Annotated in this window: 10 protein-coding genes and 1 pseudogene; 7 read left to right on the top strand and 4 right to left on the bottom strand. The window is 74.4% G+C overall.

Annotation, left to right across the window (positions count from 1 at the left end; all coding sequences use genetic code 11):
• Positions 1–70: 70 nt before the first annotated feature.
• Positions 71–1,213: a protein phosphatase 2C domain-containing protein gene (locus tag ACH4OW_RS30120; protein ID WP_398030921.1), complete on the bottom strand. Its 1,143-nt coding sequence runs from the start codon at positions 1,211–1,213 to the stop codon at positions 71–73.
• On the opposite strand from ACH4OW_RS30120, the pseudogene ACH4OW_RS30115 reads away from it, so the two are divergent.
• Positions 1,184–1,735: pseudogene (locus tag ACH4OW_RS30115) on the top strand (DUF456 domain-containing protein); the annotation flags it as partial. The gene ACH4OW_RS30120 and the pseudogene ACH4OW_RS30115 sit on opposite strands and share 30 nt — an antisense overlap.
• Here the strand turns inward: ACH4OW_RS30115 and ACH4OW_RS30110 are convergent.
• On the bottom strand, positions 1,660–3,285 hold the full coding sequence (locus ACH4OW_RS30110; protein ID WP_398030971.1) for an AlkA N-terminal domain-containing protein: 1,626 nt from the start codon (positions 3,283–3,285) through the stop codon (positions 1,660–1,662). The pseudogene ACH4OW_RS30115 and the gene ACH4OW_RS30110 sit on opposite strands and share 76 nt — an antisense overlap.
• A 116-nt stretch (positions 3,286–3,401) precedes the next feature.
• Positions 3,402–4,529: a ribosome small subunit-dependent GTPase A gene (rsgA, locus tag ACH4OW_RS30105; protein WP_398030919.1), complete on the bottom strand. Its 1,128-nt coding sequence runs from the start codon at positions 4,527–4,529 to the stop codon at positions 3,402–3,404.
• A gap of 345 nt (positions 4,530–4,874) precedes the next feature.
• On the opposite strand from rsgA, the gene ACH4OW_RS30100 reads away from it, so the two are divergent.
• The gene (locus tag ACH4OW_RS30100) at positions 4,875–5,282 is read left to right on the top strand and encodes an STAS domain-containing protein (RefSeq protein WP_360131711.1); all 408 of its coding nucleotides are present in this window, start codon (positions 4,875–4,877) and stop codon (positions 5,280–5,282) included.
• Positions 5,283–5,303: 21 nt separating this feature from the next.
• Here the strand turns inward: ACH4OW_RS30100 and ACH4OW_RS30095 are convergent, their stop codons facing one another.
• Positions 5,304–6,260, bottom strand: coding sequence for an LLM class F420-dependent oxidoreductase (locus ACH4OW_RS30095; protein WP_360131708.1), 957 nt, complete (start codon positions 6,258–6,260; stop codon positions 5,304–5,306).
• 294 nt (positions 6,261–6,554) lie between these two features.
• Here ACH4OW_RS30095 and ACH4OW_RS30090 point away from each other — a divergent pair, with 294 nt between their 5' ends.
• The 5 genes from ACH4OW_RS30090 (at position 6,555) to ACH4OW_RS30070 (ending at position 14,593) form a co-directional block, all read left to right on the top strand.
• Positions 6,555–7,745, top strand: a complete 1,191-nt coding sequence (locus ACH4OW_RS30090) for a zinc-dependent alcohol dehydrogenase (RefSeq protein ID WP_398030917.1) — start codon at positions 6,555–6,557, stop codon at positions 7,743–7,745.
• A 55-nt stretch (positions 7,746–7,800) separates the two neighbouring features.
• On the top strand, positions 7,801–8,802 hold the full coding sequence (locus ACH4OW_RS30085; protein WP_360131702.1) for an SDR family oxidoreductase: 1,002 nt from the start codon (positions 7,801–7,803) through the stop codon (positions 8,800–8,802).
• Between the two features lie 95 nt (positions 8,803–8,897).
• Complete coding sequence (locus ACH4OW_RS30080; protein ID WP_360131699.1) at positions 8,898–9,575, top strand: HAD family hydrolase; 678 nt, start codon at positions 8,898–8,900, stop codon at positions 9,573–9,575.
• On the top strand, positions 9,572–12,658 hold the full coding sequence (locus ACH4OW_RS30075; protein ID WP_398030915.1) for an FAD-binding and (Fe-S)-binding domain-containing protein: 3,087 nt from the start codon (positions 9,572–9,574) through the stop codon (positions 12,656–12,658). The genes ACH4OW_RS30080 and ACH4OW_RS30075 overlap by 4 nt, the downstream gene beginning before the upstream one ends.
• 126 nt (positions 12,659–12,784) lie before the next feature.
• Complete coding sequence (locus ACH4OW_RS30070) at positions 12,785–14,593, top strand: thiamine pyrophosphate-requiring protein (RefSeq protein WP_398030913.1); 1,809 nt, start codon at positions 12,785–12,787, stop codon at positions 14,591–14,593.
• The last annotated feature ends 42 nt before the right edge of the window (positions 14,594–14,635 follow it).

Below are 14,635 nucleotides of genomic sequence, written 5' to 3'. Positions count from 1 at the left end.
GTCCGGGTCCGGCCCGCTTTGTGACATTCCTTCCGGTTCTACCACTCCCGCGGGCCCGTGTCCGGCCGGACTACGCCTGCCGGTCCGCCCCCTCCGCCGCGTCGGTGCCCTCCCACACGGCCACGGCCGTACGGTCCTGCCCGTAGCCCTCCGCCCCCAGCCGGACGTCGGCCAGGAAGTCCGCGAGTCCCGGCGGTCCGGCGTCCGCCCAGCGCTCCGCCAGCCGCCCCGCGAACCCGGCGGCACCGGTCAGCGGCCCGGCGAGCCCGGCGCTGCACAGCAGCAGCGTGTCGCCGGGCCTGGCGACGCAGGCCCGGAAGCGGAACGGCTCCGGCCACGTGCACGGCTCGGCCGTGTACAGGCCACCGCCGGCCTCGCCGCCCGGTGGCCCGGCACCGAATCCGGCGACCGGGCCGTCCGACGCGTCCTCCTCGGGCGGTACGGGCTCCAGGTCCTGCCAGACGCCGTTGCGCAGCCGGAACAGCCCACCCGCGCCGACGCCGAAGAACACGCGCGTACGGCATGCGGGGTCGGCGGGCAGCAGCAGGCAGCGCAGCGCAACCGTGTACCGGCCGGGCTCCGGGCCGTGCTCGCCCACGTACGCACGGAGCGTGCCGTAGCTGCGGTCGGTGAGGCGTTGCAGGCCCGATTTGAGGGCGCCGCGGTTGCCCGTGCGCACGTCCTCGGCCAGCCGGGGGTAACTGCGGCCCACCGCGCCGCCGATCCGGTGACAGGCGTCGCGGGCGGCACGGTGGGCGGTGCCCGCGCCCGTGGGCGTGCCGTCCGCCTCGCGGGCTCCGGTGGCCACCGCGACCAGGACCAGCGCGTGCCGCCCGGCCCCGAACCGGGCGGTGAGCAGGGCGTCCCCGCGCGGCTCGGCCCGCCGGCGGGCGGTCTCGCCGCGCAGCGAGGCGGCGCGCAGGGTCAGGGCGCCGTAGCCGGCGCCGTCCAGCTCCGTGTCGGCGACGAGGCCGTCGAGCGCGGCCGGATCGGCGGCGGGCAGCTCCATCGGCTCGGGGTCGGGCGGCGTTCCCCGACCCGGGTCCGGGTCCGGCGGCGCGGGGCCCACCGTGCGGAGGGCGGAGGCCACCCGGTCGTCGAGCGAGTCCAGGGCCGTCGCCGGCCCGGTGTCCCGTACCGCCGCGCCGCCGTCCTCGTACAACTGCCGCCACCAGTCGTCCTCATGGCCACGCCGATCCCCCAGTGGGTCCATGGGGCGCATTGTCCATCGGCGGACGGCCGGGAAACAGGGCGCGGGAGCGCACCGGCGGGCCGCCCGGCCGGTACGCGCCGAGGGGCGCGCCGGTGCCGCTTCCGGCACGCTGGGGCCATGGGCGTGTGGCAGTTGCTCGCGGTCGGTCTCGTCTTGCTGCTCGGCCTGCTCGGCGTGCTGGTCCCGGGGGTGCCGGGGCCGGCGATCGTGTGGGCGGGCGTGCTGTGGTGGTCGATGACCGAGCGGACCGGCCCGGCCTGGTACGTCCTCATCGGCACCACCGCCGTCCTGCTCCTGAGCCAGGTCGTCACCTGGCTGCTGCCGCCCCGTGACGCGCGGGCCGCCGGCGCCCCGTACCGCACGCTGTTCCTGTCGGGCGTCGCGGGCATCGCCGGGTTCTTCGTGGTCCCGGTCGTGGGGGTCGTGCTGGGCTCGGTCGGCGGGCTCTACCTGCTGGAGCGGACGCGGCTGGGCAGCCACGGCGACGCGTGGGCCGCCACCCGTACGGTCATGCGGTCCGTCGGGACGAGTGTGCTGGCCGAGCTGTCCGCCTGCCTGCTGGCGGCCGGTTCCTGGGCGGGTGTCGTCGCCGCCGGCTGGTCTTCGTGACGCCGGGCGCCCGCCGCGTGGCGCAGGTGGTGGAACGCGTACGACCGCCACGGCCGCCAGGCGTCCCAGGACGCCGCTTCCCGGCCGCCGTCCGCCACCGGACCCACGTCCGGGTCCCCCAGCGCCCGCATCCGGATGTACGCGGCGGCGGCCTGGCCCACTCCCGGCAGCGTGCTCAGCGCGCGTTCGGCCGCGTCCCGGTCCGCGCCCGCGTCCAGGAGGACGGCGCCGTCGGCGAGCGCTGCGCACAGCGCGCGCACCACGTCCGGCACCCCGTCGCCGGTCAGCGCCGCGGGCTCGGGGAAGAGGTGGGTCAGCGTGCCGTCCGCGGCGTCCAGCGGCTTGCCGTACGCCCGTACCAGCTCGGCGGCGCGCTCCGGAGGCCCGCCGAGGACGACCCGCACGGCCAGCTCCTCGGGGTCCGCCGCGCCCGGTGAGCGCAGGCCGGCGCGTGCCGCGACCAGCGGCCCGAGCCGCGGGTCGGCGCCCAGCCGCTCGGCGACGGCGAACGGGTCGGCGTCCAGGTCGAACAGGCGGCGCATCCGCTGTACGGCGGTGGACAGGTCCCGCAGGTCGGTCAGGTGCAGCCGGCACTCCAGCCAGCCGCCGTCCGCGCCCCTGGAGGCCGGGCACACGAGTCCGGCGCGCGGGCGGCGCCGCGATCGCGCCCCCGCGTGCTCGTCGACCTCGGCGACGCCGCTGCCGTGTGCCAGGCGCAGCGTCCGGCGGTACGTGCGGGCGCCCCGCGCGCCGCGTATCTCCTCCACGCCGGGCACCGCGCGCTCCTGGAGGAAGTCGAAGATCTCGGCGGCCGCGTACGGGCCCCGGTAGGCGAGCCGCAGCGGGACCCCGGCGGGCGCGCCGTGCCGCGCGGCGCCGGACGGGCCGGCAGCCGCCTTGTCGCGGGTCCCCGCCGCCGCGCGCAGCTCGCTCGGCGTACTGGCGTAGATCTCCCGCATCGTGTCGTTGAACTGCCGGATGCTGGCGAACCCGGAGGCGAAGGCCAGGTCGGTGACCGGCAGGCCGGTGGTCTGGAGCAGCAGCCGCGCGGTGTGCGCGCGGCGGGCCCGCGCCAGGGCCACCGGGCCGGCGCCCAGCTCGGCCGTGAGCTGCCGCTGCACCTGCCGCGCGCTGTAGCCCAGCCGCCGCGCGAGGCCGGCGACGCCCTCCCGGTCGATCACGCCGTCGCCGATGAAGCGCATGGCGCGGCCCACCAGGTCGGCGCGCGCGTTCCACTCGGCGGAGCCCGGCACGGCGTCCGGGCGGCAGCGGCGGCAGGCCCGGAAACCGGCGCCCTGCGCGGCCGCCGCCGACGCGTAGAACCGTACGTTCGCGCGCTTCGGGGTGACGGCCGGGCAGCTCGGCCGGCAGTAGATGCCGGTCGTCACGACGGCGAAGAAGAACTCGCCGTCGAAGCGCGCGTCACGGCTGGTCACCGCCTCGTACCTGGCCTCGTCGTCCATCACGTGCCCAGTGTGCGCCACCGGGGGACCGCTCACTGGCGGATATCGGACGCGACGTTCGGAGCGGCCAGAGGGGCGGGGCGCCGGGCGGCCCCGCCCCTTCCGTGGAGCGCCGCTCAGCCCCGGAGTCCGCGCTTCCTCTCCACCATGTACCGGCCCAGGGCCTGCTTCTGCTTCCAATCCCTGCGGATCTCCGCCCGCAGCCGGGCGTCGGTCTTCGCCACGATCCACTCGTTCTCGCGCAGCAGCTTGCGGTAGCTCTCCAGCCGCCGCTGCGGAAGGTCTCCGCGGTCGATGGCGGCCAGCACGGCGCACCCGGGCTCCGTGTGGTGCCCGCAGTCGTGGAAGCGGCACTCGGCGGCCAGTTCCTCGATGTCCGAGAAGGTACGCGCCAGCCCGGCGTCGGCGTCCCACATGCCGACGCCCCGCAGGCCCGGGGTGTCGATGACCACCCCGCCGCCGGGCAGCACCAGCAGGTCCCGGGTGGTCGTGGTGTGCCGGCCCTTGCCGTCGCGGTCCCTGGCGGCCCGTACGTCCTGGACGTCCTCGCCCAGCAGCGCGTTGGCCAGCGTGGACTTGCCCGCGCCGGACTGCCCGAGCAGCACGGACGTGCCGCCGGCGAGCACCGCGGCGAGCGCGTCCAGCCCCTCTCCGGTGGTCGCGCTGACCGCCAGGACCTGGACCCCCGGCGCGGCGGTCCGCGCGTCCGCGAGCAGGTGGGCCACCGCGTCCGGGCCGCCGCCGAGGTCGGCCTTGGTCAGTACGAGCAGTGGCTGTGCCCCGCTCTCCCAGCCCAGGGAGACGAAGCGTTCGACACGTCCGAGGTCCAGTTCCACGGCGAGCGAGACCGCGATCACGGCGTGGTCCACGTTCGCGGCCAGTACCTGGCCCTCGGACCGCTTGGACGAGGCCGACCGCGTGAACGCGGTGCGCCGCGGCAGCAGCGCCCGTACGGCGGCGTCCCGGCCGGTGCCGACCTCGCCGAGGTCGATCACCGCCCAGTCGCCGGTGCACGGCACCCGCATGGGGTCGCCGGTGGCCACCAGAGCGGTGTCGGCCAGCACGGTCCGTACGCCGTCGGCCTCGGGGACCACGGCGTCCACGCGCCCCCGGTCCACTCGGACGATCCGGCCGGGCAGGTAGCCCCGCCCGGCGTAGGCCAGAAAACTCTCCGCGAATCCGTCGTCCCAGCCGTAGGCGGTCAGCGGGCACGGCGAAGCGGATGAAGCGGAAGACGAATGCAAGGGAAACCCTTCACAAGGGTGGTCCCGGCCCCACGCGCCCGGCGCGCGGGAAGAAGTGAGATGAGGTCAGCCGGAGACCACGGAAGCGGAACTGATGGTCTGGTGGATGCGGGCAGCGCCCATCGCAAAGACAGCCATCGGGTCACACCTCCTGTTTCTCGCACGGCCGGACGCGGCGGCCGGCGGCCACCGCGAGGAACGGGTTCACCCTAGCCCGGGCGTGAAATCCCGCGCCACCGTATTTTCGCGTCGGCGGAGGCAGGGCCCGAAGGCGGCGTCCGGAGGTGGCGTGGCGGCGCCGAGCGGGCGTGGACAGGGGGTTTGACTCCTGCCACGATGGGGGCCATGTCCTTACAGACAGACCGGTCTCCCCTGGCCGGTCCGGACGCCCTCGGGGTCCGTACCCGGCTGTTCGGCTCCTCCGCCGTCCTGACCGTCCGGGGAGAGATCGACTACGGCACCGTCCCGGTCCTCGACGAGGCCGTCGAAGCGCTGCCGTCCGGCCTCGGGAGCGTGGTGCTCGAAATGGCGGGCGTCACGTTCATGGACGCCGCCGGCCTGCACTTCCTGCGGCGGCTGGACGTGTACGGGCGGCAGTGCGGTGTTCCGGTGTGTGCGCTCAACTGGCGGCGGCAGCCGCGCCGCGTGCTGGAGCTGGCCCGTTCCTGGCCGGGCACGCCGGCCGCGGCGGGCAAGTTCTTCGGCTGTGCGGCGCCGGCCGGTGTGGTGCCGGTGGCCGGCGAGGCGCTGTGAGCCGGCGCGCCCTACGGGTGCTCAGTCCCCGAGCTGCGGCAGCACCTTGGTGCGGTAGAAGTCGAAGAAGCCCCGCTGGTCCGGGCCGATCTGGTTGACGTAGACGGTGTCGAAGCCCGCCTCGGCGTAGGCGTGTGCCGCCGCGACGTGCGCGTCCACGTCGTCTCCGCAGGTGACGGCCTCCGCGACCCGCTCGCGGGTGACCAGCTGCGACGCCTGCTCGAAGTGGCGCGGGGTGGGGAGGATCTGCGGCAGTTCGCCGGGGAGCTGTTCGTTGGCCCACAGGCGGTGCGCGGTGGCGAGCGCCTCGTCGCGGTCCGGTCCGTAGCAGACCTTGAGGCCGCCCTGTACGGGTTTGTTGCCGCCGCCGCCCCGCCGGAAGCGTTCGACGGCGTCGGCGTCCGGTGACATGGTCACGAAGCCGTCGCCGACGCGGGCGGCCAGTTCGGTGGCGTTGGGCCCGAACGCGGACACGTCGATCGGCACCGGCTCGTCGGGCACGGTGTAGAGCCGGGCGTTCTCCACGGTGTAGTGCTTGCCGTGGTGGCTGACCTCGCCGCCCTCGAAGAGCTGCCGCATCACCTGGACCGCTTCCTCCAGCATCTCCAGACGCACCGAGGTCTGCGGCCAGTAGCCGCCCAGCACGTGTTCGTTGAGGGCCTCGCCGCTGCCCACGCCGAGCCGGAATCGGCCGTCCAGGAGCACTCCGCTGGTGGCGGCGGCCTGGGCCGTGACCACCGGGTGCAGCCGCATGATGGGGCAGGTCACCGCGGTCTCCACCGGCAGCGAGGTGACCTGGGAGAGGGCCCCGATCACCGACCACACGAACGGGCTCTGGCCCTGCTCGGCGTTCCACGGGTGGAAGTGGTCGGAGATCCACAGTTTGCTGAAGCCGGCCTGTTCGGCCATGCGGGCCTGCTCGACCAGCTCGGCGGGACGGTGCTCCTCGCAGGACAGGAAGTATCCGTAGTCGGTCATCGGGGCTCCGTGCGGTCTCGACGGCCCGCTGCGGGGCCGGGTGGGGTGGCTGTGGGTCGCCCCCTCGGGTGCTGCGGCGGGTAACCGCTTTCCCGGCGGGGGAAACCCGGCGTCCCGGCGTGCGGGAAACGATTCGGGCCGGGCGATGCGGGTACTGGAGCTGCCACGGCAAAGAACACCGCTTTAGACATCAAAGCGGCATTTGGGTCGGTATGGCCGGTCGGCCTTGCCCACGGCCCGGTCGCCGCGTCCGGGCGGCGGAAGGCCGCCACCGGCAGGAAGAGGAGATCCCCGATGCGAGCGACGGTCTGGCACGGCAAGCGCGACGTCCGTGTGGAACACGTCCCCGACCCGAAGATCCAGAAGCCGACCGACGCGATCGTACGGATCACGTCCAGCGGGCTGTGCGGCTCGGACCTGCACCTGTACGAGGTCCTGACGCCCTTCATGACACCCGGCGACGTCCTCGGGCACGAGCCGATGGGCATCGTCGAGGAGACCGGCTCCGAAGTACCGGGCCTGAGCCCAGGCGACCGGGTGGTGATCCCGTTCCAGATCGCCTGCGGCACCTGCCGGATGTGCGGGGACGGCCTCCAGACGCAGTGCGAGACCACGCAGGTCCGCGAGCAGGGGATGGGCGCGCCGCTGTTCGGCTACACCAAGCTCTACGGCCGGGTGCCCGGCGCGCAGGCCGAGTACCTGCGCGTACCGCAGGCCCAGTACGGGCCGATCAAGGTCCCGCACGGGCCGGCCGACGACCGCTTCGTCTACCTGTCGGACGTGCTGCCCACCGCCTGGCAGGCCGTGCAGTACGCGAACGTGCCCAAGGGCGGCAGCGTCGCCGTCCTGGGGCTCGGGCCGATCGGCGCGATGGCCTGCCGGATCGCCCGGCACCTGGGCGCCGAACAGGTCATCGGCATCGACCACGTACCCGAGCGGCTGGCGCGGGCGCGCCGGGACGGGGCCACCGTCCTGGACCTGGACGGCTTCGACAGCGAGGACGAGCTGCTCACCGCCGTGAAGGACCAGACCCACGGCCGCGGCCCGGATTCCGTCATCGACGCGGTGGGCACCGAGGCGCACGGCAGCCCGGCCGGCCGCCTCGCGCAGCAGGCCGCCGGGCTGATGCCGTCGCGCTGGGCCGAGAAGCTGATGAGCAAGGCCGGCGTCGACCGGCTGAGCGCGCTGCACCTGGCCATCTCCCTGGCGCGCCGCGGCGGCACGATCTCCATCAGCGGCGTGTACGGCGGCATGACGGACCCGATGCCGATGCTGGTGATGTTCGACAAGCAGCTCACGTTCCGGATGGGCCAGGCCAACGTCCGGAACTGGTCCGACGCCATCCTGCCGCTGCTCACCGACGACGACCCGCTGGGCGTGGACGACTTCGCCACGCACCGGCTGCCGCTCGACAAGGCGCCCGACGCGTACGAGATGTTCCAGAAGAAGACGGACGGCGCGATCAAGGTGCTGTTCACCCCGTGACGGGGCGGCCGGCGGCGCGCCGGTGGACGAGGGAACCGAAGTGAAGGGAGCCGGCATGCCGCATCTCGCATCCGCACCGCCGATCGCGGGGCTGTCCGCCCTGGTGACCGGGGGGTCGCGCGGGCTGGGCCTGCTGATGGCACGTCAGCTGGTGGCGCGGGGCTGCCGGGTGACCATCCTGGCCCGGGACGCGGAGGAACTGGCCGAGGCGGCCCGGTCGCTGCGGCGCCCCGGGGGACCGCCGGCCGGCACCGTGGTGTGCGACGTACGGGACCGGGCGGCGGTCGAGGCCGCCGTCGCGGACGTCGCGGCGCGCGAGGGCGGGCTGGACATCGTCATCGGCAACGCCGGCGTCATCCAGGTGGGACCGTCGGCGTCGCTGGGCCACGAGGCGTTCCACGACGCCATGCAATCGATCTTCGAGGGCGCCCTCAACACGGCCCTGGCGACCCTCCCCCACCTGCGGCGCAGCCCGTCCGGTGGGCGGCTGGCGCTGATCGGTTCGGTCGGCGGCCTGCTGGCCGTGCCGCACCTGCTGCCGTACTCCTGCGCGAAGTCCGCCGTGGGCGCGCTGGCCGAGGGGCTGCATGCGGAGGAGGGCGCGTACGGGGTGACGGTGACGGCGGTGCACCCGGGCCTGATGCGCACCGGGTCCCATCTGCACGCGCAGTTCGGCGGGGACGCGCCGCGCGAGTTCGCCTGGTTCTCGGCGCTGGCGGGCACGCCCGTGCTGTCGATGAACGCCGAACGCGCCGCGGAACGCATCGTCACGGGGGTGCAGCGGCGGCGCCCCCGCATCGTCCTGACGCCCGCCGCCCGCCTGGCGGACAAGGCGCACGGGCTGGCGCCCGCGACCACCACCCGGCTCTCGTCGGTCCTCGCGCGGGTGCTGCCGCGGGACGCCGTCGGCGCGCCGGGCGTGACCGAGGGCGCCGCGGTGCAGGAGGGCGGCCGGGTGGCGGGCTCGCGGGTGCGCAAGGTGCTCAGCGCCCTCAACGACCGGGCCGCCGGACGCTTCAACCAGCGCGGACGGGCAGCGCCGCCCGCCCGCGGCTAGGGCGGGTCTTTGGGATCGTGCCGGGCCGGCCCCGGCGGGCGACAGGACAACACGGCCGGATCCGTACGGGAGCGGCCCTCGCGGAAGGAAACACGGTGAGCGCACGCGGAGCCGCACTCTTCGACGTCGACGGAACGCTGGTCGACAGCACCTATCTGCACGCCGTCACCTGGTGGGAGGCGTTCCGGCAGTCCGGCCACCAGGTGGCCATGGCGGAGATCCACCGGGCCATCGGCATGGGCTCCGACCATCTGCTGGACCATCTGCTCAGCGGCGACCGGGACCGCGCGGGGGACGAGACGATCCGCACGGCGCACGGCACGCTCTTCGCGGAGTACTGGGAGCGGCTGGCCCCGCTCGACGGCGCGGCCGAGTTGCTGCGGGCGTGCGCGAAGCGCGGCTGGACGGTGGTGCTGGCGAGTTCGGCGCACGGCCCCGAGCTGGCGGCGATGCGCCGGGCGCTGGACGCGGAGGACGTGATCACGGCGGTCACCAGCTCCGACGACGTGTCGGCGAGCAAGCCGGCGCCCGACCTGGTGGAGGCCGCCCTCCGGCACGGCGGGGTCACCGCCGACGAGGCGGTCTTCGTCGGCGACACCGTCTGGGACGTCCGGGCGAGCCACCGGGCCGGAGTGCCCTGCTTGGCGGTTCTCAGCGGCGGCTATCCGGAGCACGACCTGCGGGAGGCGGGCGCGCACGAGGTGTACGACGGTCCTGCGGACCTGGCGGAGCGGCTGGACAGCAGCCTGCTCGCGGCGCCGGAACGGCGATGACGGCGGGGCCGGACGACGGCGGGCGCGCCCCGGCACGGTGGCCGGAGGCGCGTACCGCGGAGCTGGCGGCGGCGCTGCGCGAACGCGTGGACGGCGAGGTGCGGTTCGACGCGGGCAGCCGGGGCGCGTACGCCACGGACGGGTCGAACTACCGGCAGGTGCCGATCGGCGTGGTCGTGCCGCGGAGCACCGAAGCGGGCGCGGCGGCGGTCGCGGTGTGCGCCGGGTTCGGGGCGCCGGTGCTGTCCCGTGGCGGCGGGACGAGCCTGGGCGGCCAGTGCACGAACACCGCCGTGGTCGTCGACTGGACCAAGTACTGCAACGCGTTGCTGTCCGTGGACCCCGACCGCCGTACGTGTGTGGTGGAGCCCGGCATCGTCCTGGACGAGCTGAACCGCCTGCTGGCCCCGCACGGCTTGAAGTTCGGGCCCAAGCCTTCGACGCACAGCCACTGCGCGCTGGGCGGCATGATCGGCAACAATTCGTGCGGCGCGTCCGCCCAGGCGTACGGGAAGACCGCGGACAACGTCCGGCGGCTGGAGATCCTGACGTACGACGGGCTGCGCTGCTGGGTCGGCCCGACCTCCGAGGACGCGTACGAGGAGACGGTTGCCGGGGGCGGGCGCAAGGGGCAGCTCTACGAGGGGCTGCGCGGCATCGCCACGCGCTACATGGCCGATGTGCGCCGCGGCTTTCCCGACATTCCCCGGCGGGTCTCCGGATACAACCTGGACGCGCTCCTGCCGGAGCATGGCTTCAACCTCGCCCGCGCGCTGGTGGGCAGCGAAGGCACCCTGGTCACCGTCCTGCGCGCGGAGCTGGAGCTCGTCCCCGTACAGCCCTTCGAGGCGATGCTCGTCCTCGGCTACCCGGACATCTGCGCGGCCGCCGACGACGTGCCGCGGCTCCTGGAGCACGGCGATCCCACGCAGTTGGAGGCCATCGACGGCCGGATGGCGCAGCTGATGCGGGAGGAAGGCGCCTACCTGGACTCGCTGGAGCGCTTCCCGGCGGGCGACAGCTGGCTGCTGTTGCAGTTCAGCGGCGACAGCCGGGAGGAGGTGGACGCGCAGTGCCAGGGCATGCTGGACGGGATCGGCCGGACCCAGGACGACGCGTCGGTGGCCTTCTCCGACGATCCGGTGCGCGAGCAGCAGATGCTCAAGGCGCGGGAGGCGGGGCTCGGCGTGACCGCTCGGCCGCCGGGCGGGCGGGAGACCTGGGAGGGCTGGGAGGACTCCGCGGTGCTGCCGGACCGGCTCGGCGACTACCTGCGGGACCTGCGCGCCCTGTTCGCCGAGTTCGGGTACGACCACGCGGCGCTGTACGGGCACTTCGGGCAGGGCTGTGTGCACACCCGCATCCCGTTCGACCTCAAGAGCGCCGAGGGCGTCGCGGACTTCCGCGCGTTCCTCTTCCGCGCCGCCGACCTGGTCGCGTCCTACGGCGGGTCGCTGTCCGGCGAGCACGGCGACGGGCAGGCCCGCGGCGAGCTGCTGCCGCGGATGTTCGGCGAGCGGCTGGTGACGGCGTTCGAGGAGGTCAAGGCGCTGTTCGACCCGGACGGGCGGATGAACCCCGGCAAGGTCGTCCACCCGGCGGCGGTCGACGGGAATCTGCGCCTGGGTGCCCGGTGGCGGCCGCGGAGCCCGGAGACGCGCTTCGCCTACCCCGACGACGACCACAACTTCACGCAGGCGGTGATGCGCTGCGTCGGTGTCGGCAACTGCCGTACGCGGTCCGGGGGCGTGATGTGCCCCTCGTACCGGGCGACGGGCGAGGAGGAGCACTCCACCCGCGGCCGGGCCCGGCTGCTGTTCGAGATGCTGGAAGGGCACGCGGACTCCCCCGTCACCGGCGGCTGGCGCTCCACCGAGGTGCGCGACGCGCTGGACCTGTGCCTGGCGTGCAAGGGCTGCAAGTCGGACTGCCCGGTCGGTGTCGACATGGCGACGTACAAGGCGGAGTTCCTGTCCCACCACTACGCGGGACGGCTGCGGCCCGCCGCGCACTACTCGATGGGCTGGCTGCCGCTCTGGGCCCGGCTCTCCCGGCTCGCGCCGGGGCTGGTCAACGCCGCGCTGAGCGCCCCCGGGCTGGCCCGGATCGGCAAGCGGGTGGCCGGGGTGGCGGCGGAGCGGGCCGCGCCGGTCCTCGCGCCGGAGTCGTTCGTGCAGTGGTGGCGGGCGCGCGGCACCGCGGAGCCCGATCCGGCGGACCCGCGCACGGTCGTGCTGTGGCCCGACACGTTCAGTACGTACTTCCACCCGGGCGTGGCCAAGGCGGCGGTGCGGGTGCTGGAGGACGCCGGGTTCCGGGTCGCCGTGCCGGAGCGCGCGGTGTGCTGCGGGCTGACGTGGATCTCCACCGGCCAGCTGGACACCGCCGGGCGGGTGCTGCGGCGGACCCTGGACGTGCTGCGGCCGTGGATCGGGGCCGGTACCCCCGTCATCGGGCTGGAGCCGTCCTGCACCGCCGTCTTCCGCGCCGACGCGCCCGGGCTGATGCCGGACGACGAGGACGTGCAGCGGCTGGCGCGGCAGTTCCGCACCTTCTCCGAGCAGCTCGTCAACCACGCCCCCGAGGGCTGGCGGCCCCCGCGCGTGGACCGGTCGGCGACCGTGCAGACGCACTGCCACCAGCACGCGGTGCTCGCGTTCGACGCCGACCGGGAGCTGATGCGCCGGGCCGGGGTGGACGCCGACGTGCTGGACGCCGGGTGCTGCGGGCTCGCCGGGAACTTCGGCTTCGAGCGCGGGCACCACGGCCTGTCCAAGGCCATCGCGGAACAGGGTGTGCTGCCCGCCGTACGGGACACGGCGCCCGGCGCGCTGGTACTGGCCGACGGATTCAGCTGCCGTACGCAGATCGAGCAGGGCGGCACCGGACGGCGCCCTGTACACCTGGCCGAGGCCCTGGCCCTGGGGCTCGACCGGCGGCTGCCCGCCGACCGCCCGGAGCGGACCGCGGACCGGCCGGCGCCGCCCGCCGCGGGCACCGGCCGCCTGGTGACCGCGGCCGTGGCGGGCGGCGGCGCGCTGAGCGCCGGGCTCCTGGCCCTGCTCCGCAGGCTGCGCCGCTGACCGGCGGCCCTGGGGCGTACGCCCGTCCGGAATCCGTACGGCCCCGCCGTGCATCCGCCGGGCCTGGACGGGCACACGGAACACCGGTCGGCCACCCGCCACCGAGATCGTGAGAGGAAGAACCGCATGTCCACCAAAGTCTCCGACTACGTACTCCAGCGCCTGCGCGAATGGGACGTCGACCATGTCTTCTCCTACGCGGGGGACGGGATCAACGGTCTGCTCGCCGCCTGGGGGCGGGCGGACAACCGGCCGAAGTTCGTGCAGGCGCGGCACGAGGAGATGGCGGCGTTCGAGGCCGTGGGGTACGCCAAGTTCTCCGGTAAGGCGGGCGTGTGCGCGGCGACGTCCGGGCCCGGCGCGATCCACCTGCTGAACGGGCTCTACGACGCGAAGCTGGACCACGTACCGGTGGTGGCCATCGTGGGCCAGACCGCGCGCAGCGCGATGGGCGGCTCCTACCAGCAGGAAGTCGACCTGCTGAGCCTGTACAAGGACGTCGCTTCCGAATTCTGCGAGATGGTGACCGTTCCCGAGCAGCTGCCGAACGTCATCGACCGGGCGATGCGCACCGCGTACGCCAAGCGCACCGTCACCGCGGTCATCATCCCCGGGGACGTGCAGGAGCTGGAGTACAGCGCGCCGACCCACGAGTTCAAGATGGTGCCGTCCAGCCTGGGCGTGTCGCAGTACGCGCCGGTGCCGGCCGACGAGGACCTGCGGCGCGCCGCCGAGGTGCTCAACGCGGGCGAGAAGGTGGCCATCCTGGTCGGGCAGGGCGCCCGGGGCGCCCGCGAGCGGGTCGAGGAGACCGCCGAACTGCTCGGCGCCGGGGTGGCCAAGGCGCTGCTGGGCAAGGACGCGCTGTCCGACGAGCTGCCGTACGTGACCGGCGCCATCGGGCTGCTGGGCACCCGGCCCAGTTACGAGCTGATGCAGGAGTGCGACACGCTGCTGGTGATCGGCTCCAGCTTCCCGTACTCCCAGTTCCTGCCCGAGTACGGGAAGGCCCGCGCCGTGCAGATCGACATCGACCCGTTCATGGTGGGGCTGCGCTACCCCTTCGAGGTCAACCTCGTGGGGGACGCCTCGGCGACGCTGGAGCGGCTGCTGCCGCTGCTCAAGCGCAAGAAGGCGCGCAAGTGGCGCGAGGAGATCGAGTCGAACGTCAAGCGCTGGTGGACGGTCATGGAGCGGCGCGCCGCCGTGGAGGCCGACCCCGTCAACCCGGAGTACGTGGTGCACGCGCTGGACGCGCTGCTGCCCGACGACGTGATCCTGGCGGCGGACTCCGGCTCGGCGGCCAACTGGTACGCGCGGCACCTGCGGCTGCGCGGCTCGATGCGCGGTTCGCTGTCCGGGACGCTGGCCACCATGGGGCCTGGCGTGCCGTACGTCATCGGCGCCAAGTTCGCCCACCCGGAGCGGCCCGCGCTGGCCATCGTCGGTGACGGGGCGATGCAGATGAACGGCATGGCGGAGCTGATCACCGCCGCCAAGTACTGGCGGGAGTGGAGCGACCCGCGGATGGTCGTCGCGGTGCTGAACAACGAGGACCTCAACCAGGTGACGTGGGAGATGCGGGCCATGTCGGGGGCCCCGCAGTTCGAGGAGTCGCAGCGCATCCCGGACGTGCCCTACGCCGACTTCGCCCGCTCGATCGGGCTGGACGGCGTCCGGGTCGAGCGGCCCGACGAGGTGGAGAGCGCGTGGCGGCAGGCGCTCGCCGCCGACCGGCCGTTCGTCGTCGACTTCCGCACCGACCCCAACGTGCCGCCGATCCCGCCGCACGCCACGCTGGACCAGATCGAGGCGGCCGCCACCGCCATCCTCAAGGGCGACCCGGAGACGGCCGGCGTGCTCAAGCAGGGCGTCAAGGCGAAGATCCAGGAGTTCCTGCCGGGCGGCAAGCACCGCGGGGAGAGCCAGGACTGACCGCCGCTCCCGGCCCCGTGACCCGCTCGCGGGGCCGGGCGG

This window comes from Streptomyces sp. NPDC017056, from assembly GCF_044332485.1.
Lineage (GTDB): Bacteria > Actinomycetota > Actinomycetes > Streptomycetales > Streptomycetaceae > Streptomyces.
This window is presented reverse-complemented; position numbering and strand designations above follow the sequence as displayed.